8 protein-coding genes are annotated in these 7,464 nt (G+C 68.3%); all 8 read right to left on the bottom strand.

Annotated elements, in window-relative coordinates:
• Positions 1-224: 224 nt before the first annotated feature.
• The 8 genes from IG78_RS0101915 to IG78_RS41575 all read right to left on the bottom strand — a co-directional run bounded on the left by IG78_RS0101915 (position 225) and on the right by IG78_RS41575 (position 7,087).
• On the bottom strand, positions 225-572 hold the full coding sequence (locus IG78_RS0101915; protein ID WP_030559210.1) for a hypothetical protein: 348 nt from the start codon (positions 570-572) through the stop codon (positions 225-227).
• Positions 559-1,011, bottom strand: a complete 453-nt coding sequence (locus tag IG78_RS0101920) for a helix-turn-helix domain-containing protein (protein WP_030559211.1) — start codon at positions 1,009-1,011, stop codon at positions 559-561. The genes IG78_RS0101915 and IG78_RS0101920 overlap by 14 nt, the downstream gene beginning before the upstream one ends.
• A 641-nt stretch (positions 1,012-1,652) precedes the next feature.
• On the bottom strand, positions 1,653-3,119 hold the full coding sequence (locus IG78_RS0101925) for a hypothetical protein (RefSeq protein ID WP_030559212.1): 1,467 nt from the start codon (positions 3,117-3,119) through the stop codon (positions 1,653-1,655).
• A gap of 612 nt (positions 3,120-3,731) precedes the next feature.
• Positions 3,732-4,454, bottom strand: a complete 723-nt coding sequence (locus IG78_RS0101930; protein ID WP_030559214.1) for a hypothetical protein — start codon at positions 4,452-4,454, stop codon at positions 3,732-3,734.
• Between the two features lie 41 nt (positions 4,455-4,495).
• On the bottom strand, positions 4,496-4,681 hold the full coding sequence (locus IG78_RS0101935; protein ID WP_030559215.1) for a hypothetical protein: 186 nt from the start codon (positions 4,679-4,681) through the stop codon (positions 4,496-4,498).
• Positions 4,682-4,771: 90 nt separating this feature from the next.
• A complete protein-coding gene (locus IG78_RS0101940; RefSeq protein WP_157855738.1) occupies positions 4,772-5,809 on the bottom strand; it encodes a hypothetical protein in 1,038 nt (345 codons plus the stop codon).
• Positions 5,736-6,311 carry a zinc finger domain-containing protein gene (locus IG78_RS50000; protein ID WP_169749659.1) on the bottom strand — a complete coding sequence of 192 codons (576 nt, stop codon included), beginning with the start codon at positions 6,309-6,311 and terminating at the stop codon, positions 5,736-5,738. Before IG78_RS50000 ends, IG78_RS0101940 begins: the two co-directional genes overlap by 74 nt.
• Positions 6,311-7,087, bottom strand: coding sequence for a hypothetical protein (locus IG78_RS41575; protein WP_037684702.1), 777 nt, complete (start codon positions 7,085-7,087; stop codon positions 6,311-6,313). Before IG78_RS41575 ends, IG78_RS50000 begins: the two co-directional genes overlap by 1 nt.
• Between the last annotated feature and the right edge of the window lie 377 nt (positions 7,088-7,464).

The raw sequence follows: 7,464 nt of genomic DNA on the forward strand, positions 1-7,464 counted from the left end.
GCCGGCACCGTCTCAGAGGTCTCAGCCTGCTGGGCCTGGTGCTCGGCGGTCTCGCTCAGAAAGTCCGAGTAAGTCTGGGCGTAAGGGTTGGTCGGTTTGGTCATGGCGGGTGTACTGCGCTTCCTCTTAGGTGCAGGGGGATGTTGTGGATCTGGCGGCGAGCACGACGGCATGACGAAGCCGGGGCCTCCGTGGAACGGAGACCCCGGCTTGCCGTACGGGGCTCAGCTGACCAGCACGCTCTGCTTCCCCTGGACCGGGAGCGTGGCAAGGACGACGTCGGCCACTTCCTTCGCGGGGGTGTCGAGCGGCATCTCGCGCTCGTACCCGTGGCCCCATGAGAAGTCCTGGAACTCCGCGGTGTCGGTGAGCGTGGTCGCCTCGATGGGATACGAGCCGTTCGGGGGACAGGCGTTCACAGTGGCGCTGTGAAACTGGCAGCCGCCGCACATGCCCGTCGGTGCAGCGGCTGGGTACTCGTCGTCGGGGCGCCGGATTTCGACGAGGTGGACCGGGCGCTCGGTGCTGTCTGCGGGCGAAAGATGCGGGAGAGGGGCGTCAACGGTCGTCATCCAGGGGCTCCAGGACGTCGGCCGCCGTGATGTCGCCCCGGATCAGCAGGAGGGCGACAGCGTGGGCCCGGTCGTGCGTGCCGGTCTTCTTGTAGATGTGCTGCAGGTGGGTCTTGATCGTGTCCTCGGAGAGGAACAGGTCCACGCCGGTCTTCGCGTTGGACATGCCGCGCGCCACGCGGACGACGACTTGCTTCTCGCGGCCGGTGAGCGGGTGCATCAGCGAGGGCGGGAGCGTCCCCAGGTCGCGCAGGTGGCCGCGCCTGCCCCGGTGGAACGCCGCCTCCAAGTGGGGCATGACGGCCCGCAGGTAGGTGGCGACGACGTTGCGCTGCGACAGCCAGGCCGCCCGCGTCTTCTCTGTGGCGTCGGCCAGGTCGTGGGTCAGTTCCTCGCGCCAGGTCGGGGGGCGCGTCTCGGTGGGTTGGGCTAAGGACATATCAGCGCTCCTTGCGTTTACGGGGCTTCGAGAATTTGCTGGCCGCGCGTGGGCATCGAGTCGGCCAAGGCTTGGGCCGCCTCGGGGCGGCAGTTGGGACAAGGGCGTTTCGTCTGGTGGGTGACGGGCTGGCTGTCCCGGGTACGGTCGGCTGTCGGCACCGCGCTCGGGCTCCTGCTCGACGGTGTCGATCCAGCCCGCCACGCACGGAGGCTCGTGCGTGCACTTGCACTCGGCCCACGGGTACGGTGCCCGGCTAGCCGACGTGGTGCTCTGCGGGGGCGGTGGGGCTGCTGGAGGCCGGGAGCCGGGGACGTAGTCGGGGGTCGCTCACGGGTCGTCAGCCGTGCGCGGCTGCCGCTCGAACGTCGGCGGCCCTTCCAGCCCGCAGGGTGCCGAGCGTCACGGGCTGGAAGGGCCGCCTCGGCGAGGGCCTTGAGGGCGCGGGTGATGCGCGGTTCGAAGCGCAACGCCTTCGGCTCCAGGAACCGAGCCAACCAGCGCCTGTGCTCACGCTGTGCGACCACTCGTCGCAGCCGACGGGAGGCGCACCCCTGCTAGTCGGTATCCGGCGGCGGGGCAGCGCGATAGCTGGTGCGGGTGCCGGTGCGTGGCCGGAGTCCGGGCGCGCCTCAGCCGGGTTAGACGGGGGCCGAGGCCGGCTTCACGCTTCCTCGGCGTCCCAGGCCGTACGCGATGCGGAACAGCTCGGGCATGTCCCAGGACCCATCGGTACTGGGGTGCACGACGCCAGCGGCAGTGAGCTCTTCGAGGAGGTCGTGGTAGCGGGCTAGGTGCCGCATGCCGCCGGGGTACGGGTCCGTCGTGCGTGAGCCGAGACGGCGAAGGCGGTCTGGCAGGCCCGCGTGGTCCCACTGTGCGATGACCTGGTCGGATTCGATCGGCAGCTGCTGCCCGGCCAGCGGAGCGAGTGCCGCCCGCACCCATGGCATGGCCTTCTCGACTTCTGCGGCGCGGGCACGCGCTTCCTCCGGCACGCCCCGGCGGATGTCCCGGTGGTGAAGGGCGCGCGGGTGGTCGGGGTGATCGTCCAGGGCGTGGCGCACGGCCTGCCTCAGTGCGATGAGGAACGGGCGCGGGCTGAGTCCGCCGACGCCGTCCTGGAGATACGTGAGCAAGAACCGGTACGTGGAGCCCTGGCGGGCGGTCGCGCCCATGTACGTGTCCGCGATCACGGTGAAGAGGCGTTCCTGCGCGGCGGGATCGGAGGTCAGTTGCTCGGGGGCGCTGAAGCGGCCGTCGGGGGTAAGCCTCCAGCCCGGGGTCAGAGAACGGAAGGCGGCGGCACCTTCACTGGGGTGGTTCGCCAGGAGCTGGAAGAACAGCCCGTAGAGGTGCGTTCCGGTCACCTGGCCCCAGTGGTCCGGCGTGCTCCAGTTCAAGTCGGTCGTACGCAGCGCACGTCGGGCCTTGGGCGTGAGCGCCCGCAGGGCCGCGTCGAGGGTGTCGGGGCGTAGGAAGACCTTCGCCCTCACGCGCGGGCCGAGGCGGGCCAGGTCGGCAGCGAGCTGGAGGACTCCGGAAGCGAGGCGGTCCGTAATGCGCTGATTGGGGTGGAGATGGTCCAGGCTGTCGAAGACAACCAGATGAGTGTGGCCCTGCGAGTTCAGGTCGGCCACGGCCTGGTGCAGGGCGTCGGGGTTACGCAGCAACCACTGCGCGCGGTCGCGCCAGCTGGGCAGGTGTGTGAGGTCGCAGACGTCCAGGGCGGTCAGGGCGACAGCGGTCCACACCGTCACGGGGCGGATTCCTTCGCCGATCAGTGCCTCCAGCTCCGGCGCGGCCGGATAGCCGTCGCTGTCTCCTGCGGCCCCTGGGGCGGAGATCACCCGGGTATCCTCCAGGCGCGGCATCTTCAAGTCATAGGCGGCTGCCGCACGGAGGTCAGGGTCGGTCAGGACCCGGGCCCACAACGTCTTGCCGACTCCGGGACCGCCGCGGACCACGCTGCTGTCGATGAACAGCGCGGGGCGGCAGCCGGGCGTGTAGAGCATGGAGGCCGGCAGTGTGGCGGTGTCGCGGGTCAGCGCTGTGGTGAGCGCGTCATGTATGAGCGTGCGCAACTGGCCGGGGGTGGGGAGCGTCATCACAGGGTCTTCCTTCCAGTAGGAGCCTGCAGCACGCGGGCGTGGTGGTCGCCAACGGGCGATCAGTCGAAATCCGTCTCGGACAGCCATTGGGAGCAGCCCCTCGCAAGAACCAGCCGCGCACGTTGGCGTCGTCAACCTGGGGTGCTGCATCCCGTGTCGGTCGCGGGTGCGTTGTTACGTCAGTCGTCGTTGGTGGCGGGCGGGATCGGTACGACTGTTTCGCCGCCTTGGTCGACCCATATGCGCGGGGCCCGGTCTGCTCCGTTTTCACAGCTGCGGCATACAGGGCGTCCGGGGTCACGTGGAGAGTGGTCATGGGCGCGGACATGCGTCGGGGTGGTGGTCACTGGCACACCGGCGCTGGCTTTCCCGTCCCTGATGGCCCGATTTCGGTGGATTCTCCGGCGCCGGCTGGTGGCTCGCCCTGAAGCTCCGGGCCATCCCATACCACCTGCTCGTGCCGGGAGGTGCCTTGTTGGTAGGCTCCCTGGTCGCTTCCGGTAGCCGAACTCCTCCACCGGCGGCCTGGGGGGCTCGTATCCGGCCTCTTCGAGGGGGTGGTTGAGCTGGTTGACCAAGTGCTGCAGGTTATGGGTCGTGCGAGCGCTGTCAGTCCTCGTTCTCGTCTTCGCCGGCCTTGCCGATCTCTTCGTCGATGTACGCCGAGAGGAACTTGCTCGACAGCGGGTCGAAGCTGTACCGCTCTGACCAGCGCTTGAGGTACTCGGCGGGCTTAGCGTTGCCGGGTTCGTCACGCACCTTGCCGATGGCCTCGGCGATCCGCTTGAGGGTGTCCGTGCCGGGCCACTGCGGCGAGGTGCCCAGGCAGAGCGCGATCGCGTCGACCACGTCGGTGTCAGTGAGGGGCGTGCTGGCCCCGCGGCTGTTCGCGTGGGAGAGCGGCTGCTCGTAGTCCGGGATGAAACCCATGGCGAGGAACACGCTCTCGGGCAGCTTGTAGGCGTCCCAGATCGCTTGGGTCGCGTTCGTGGGGTTGTCGCCGTTGGTGGGCCCGCCGGTGATGTAGAGCCTGTAGTCGGCGACCGTGAGGAATGTCGTCTCACGGGAGTCGAGGGCCTTTTCGAGGTTGTTGATGATGACGAGCCCGGCCCGCCGGGTGTACTCGATGAGCACTTCGCCGTTCTCGTCGACGAAGTCGGACTCGTCGTCCAGATCCGGCAGCAGCTCCTCCAGTTCAGCCTCAGGCTCGTCGAAGGTGAAGAGCGAGGCGTCTGTGATCTCTTCGAGCAGCTGACGGCCTCGGTCGAAGTTCGGCGGTTCGGTGCTTTCGGCCGGAAAGGCGATGGTGGCGGTGAGCATGTTCGCGCCCATGATGATCTGCTCCTTCAGGATGGAATAATTAGTGGGTCGGATCAGTCCCGGATCCAGCCGAGGACATCGTCGACGTCCTGGTCGCAGCTGGCCTTGATCGCCTGGCGCGGGATCGCGCCGGGGTTCTCGAGGTAGTGCAGCGCGGCGCTGTCGATGAGGTTGGCCGCGTCACGTACCTGCTCGTTCTCGGGCGCGAGGTCGCTCACGTCGTAGGTGGCTCGGCTCACGGCGTCGCTGATGCGCTCCTGGAAGCAGGCATTCGCGACGGTGGAGCCGTCGATGCCTTCGCTGAGAATCGTGCGGGTCGTGCGGCTGGCTCACCGGTCCTCCCCCGGGGGGTCGCCGGTAGTGCACGACGGCGCATCGGCGTGCACCACGGGGAAGACGTCCGGGTGCGCCGCCTCCGTCTCGGTGACGTCGGTCCAGCCATCGTGCTTCCAGTTCTGGAGGCTCATTCCGTGCACGGTCGCGGTTCCGTCTCGGCGGGCGAGGTAGCCGACCGCGTGGACCTGGCCGTTGTGGGGCGCGGGGGCTACGGCGAGGCACTGGAACATCCAGCGTCCGCGCCGATAGGTGCGCTCCGGCTGGAAGAAGTCGGGAGCGGCCGGGGCTTCCGGCACGTCCTGGCTGTTCGGGCCCGGCGTATACGGGAACTCTCCGCCGAGCCGAGTGGCGACTTCGTCCACCGAAGCCAGTTCACTGATCTGCTCTACCAGCGTTCCAATCTCATCCGGCTCACCCGTCAACGCGAGTTCTCCGAGGTCCTCCAGCTTGGTCACCAGGTCATACGACGGCTCCTCGCGCAGCGCCAGGGCGAGAGCAACGAACGTTGCCGCCCGGTACTGGGCGTTGGCCGTCTTCAGCGCGGCGATTCGCTGGGTGAGGTCCTGACTCTGTGCCGGGCCTCGACTCAGTCGAAGCCGCAGCCGCTCCAGCTCGGCGATCTCGCCCGGTGCGAGCCAGGCCCCGACCTTCCGGCGCGTCTCTGGGTCGAAGCACAGCGCCACGGGCCGCCCGTCCTCGGTGACCGCGGCGACCGTGAAGACCGGCTCTTCCTCCGAGGCGGACTCCATGGCGACGTCGTACCGCGACACGACCAGCGGTTCGGGCTCTGGGCGGCTTCCCTCGGCATAGGAACCGGCGTTGAGTGTGCCTTTCAGCTCGTCGGGCAGCTTCTTCGCGGCGAACTGCTCGTCGACCTCGCGCAGGACCGAGTCGCGATCGAGGCGTCGCAGGTCCGCAACGATGGTCTCGGTCGACGGCATGCCGGTGTCGACGAACTCAACGTCGGGGTCCACGTAGGCTGCAGCCCACACCGACCAGCCCTTCGCGGTGCCGACCTCGCGGATCTTCACGGACCACTCGCGCAGCAACTCTGCGTCGGAAGCCGCCACCAGTGCTTCGGGCGTCTGGGGGGGGCGGCGGCGTGCCGCTCCACTGTCGGAGGATCCCGATCAGTACGTCGCGGGCGCTCACTGGGTCTGCCCTCCCTCGAGCTTCGTCGAGGATGAGTGCGGCGGCCTGCTTGGCGGACAGCAGCCCGTTCCGCTCGGACACGGCGCGGCGGATCCGCTCCGCCTCGGCCGTGTGGCCATGGGCGTCGAGCAGCTCAGCGGCGTGCTTGCCGCGCATGCCCCGCCGGGTCTTGACGGCGTCGAGGACGAGGCGGACGGCCGGGTTGCCGTCAATCCGGGCCTGGTCCCATGCGGCAGTACGTCCTCGGTGCACCTGGGAATTGCGGGCGCGGGTGCCGTCGTGGCTCGTGCACAGTTCGCCGGCCGCCGAGCCGCAGTCCGGGCAGGTGATGGCGAGTGGCGGCAGGTTCTCCCGCTGCCAGTCGTTCGGGGTGAGGTCCATCAGGCGTCGCCGCCCTTCTGCCTGGGCTTCCAGACGTTGGTCACCTTGTCATCCAGCACCACGGCGTCTTCGACATCCACGCGCAGCGGCACGGTGCCGTCGGGACGGACCAGCCGGTCTGCTGCGGAGTCGAGGTGCACGGAGACCCGGACGGCACCGGCCTCGTGGTCGAGGTAGACAAACACCAGGACGCCGTCGACCTGGACGTATGGGGGGTCGTTGTCGTCGGTCTGCGGGTGGAAGGTGGCGTCCCGATTCGCCTGCTCGCTCGCATCCTCATCAAGGAAGCGGTAGTCGAGCGGCACGATGCGGGTCCGTCCGCGCCTGGCGATATCCTCGGCGTAGAGGCTGTATCCCTCATCCGGGCGGCTATCCCGCTCGGGCCCGTAGTAGAGTCGCACGGCCTCGCGGTCGTCGGTGGGCGGCTGCTCGGGGACACCTTCCTTACCAACGAGGTTGTCCCAGACCCCACGCACGTACGTGGCGAGATCAGCCAGCGCGGAGTCCTCATCATCATGGAGTGTCACCACGTCCTCGTGGCGGTCCCGGCGGCGCAGCACCCATGCCTGTCCTGCCGGGCGCGGACTGATGAAGGTCACTACTTCGGGGTGGGAAGACTCCTGGTCAGTATGTTCGGCGAGCAACAGATCGCGTGCGCGGTTGAGGGCGTCCTGCTGGTGCTCGGAAAGATCGCTGGGGTCGATGTCCTCCCACAGCTCCACAGCGGTCTTCACAAGGCACTCGATGTCCAGCGGGTTGAAGCGTGCGGCAATCACGGGGAATCTCCTTGAGGGAGGTGTGGACCAGCTCCAGCGCTGACAATTGGCCTTACTCATTGCGAGGGGAACGGCGTGGTCGGCAGGGTTCTTGGGCGGGCTGGGCCGGTGGGTGAAGGGGTTACAGGCACCTCAGTGTTCGGTGCCCAACTTGCAGTCGAACGGGATCGGTCGCTTACGGCCCTTGCGGCAGACGCGAGGACTCATGGCGTGCTCCATGGAGAGCGTCCTGGGATTCGTGAACCCGGCGGGCTAGGCCCTGTCCGGCGGATCATGTATGGGCAGGGCTCGGTAGGTTGGCCGCATGTCTTCTGCACTTGTTGTTGGTTACGAACCGCAAGCGATACCTGGCGTCGACGGAGAGGCTCTTCGTGCGG

Origin of the sequence: Streptomyces aureocirculatus, from assembly GCF_000720475.1 — a bacterium.
Taxonomy (GTDB): domain Bacteria; phylum Actinomycetota; class Actinomycetes; order Streptomycetales; family Streptomycetaceae; genus Streptomyces; species Streptomyces aureocirculatus.

Excerpts from the sequence above, each read along its gene's own strand:
- IG78_RS50000 (WP_169749659.1), bottom strand. The coding sequence starts at position 6,311 with ATGGACCTCACCCCGAACGACTGGCAGCGGGAGAACCTGCCGCCACTC.
- IG78_RS0101915 (WP_030559210.1), bottom strand. The coding sequence starts at position 572 with ATGACGACCGTTGACGCCCCTCTCCCGCATCTTTCGCCCGCAGACAGC.
- IG78_RS0101930 (WP_030559214.1), bottom strand. The coding sequence starts at position 4,454 with ATGGGCGCGAACATGCTCACCGCCACCATCGCCTTTCCGGCCGAAAGC.
- IG78_RS0101925 (WP_030559212.1), bottom strand. The coding sequence starts at position 3,119 with ATGACGCTCCCCACCCCCGGCCAGTTGCGCACGCTCATACATGACGCG.
- IG78_RS0101920 (WP_030559211.1), bottom strand. The coding sequence starts at position 1,011 with ATGTCCTTAGCCCAACCCACCGAGACGCGCCCCCCGACCTGGCGCGAG.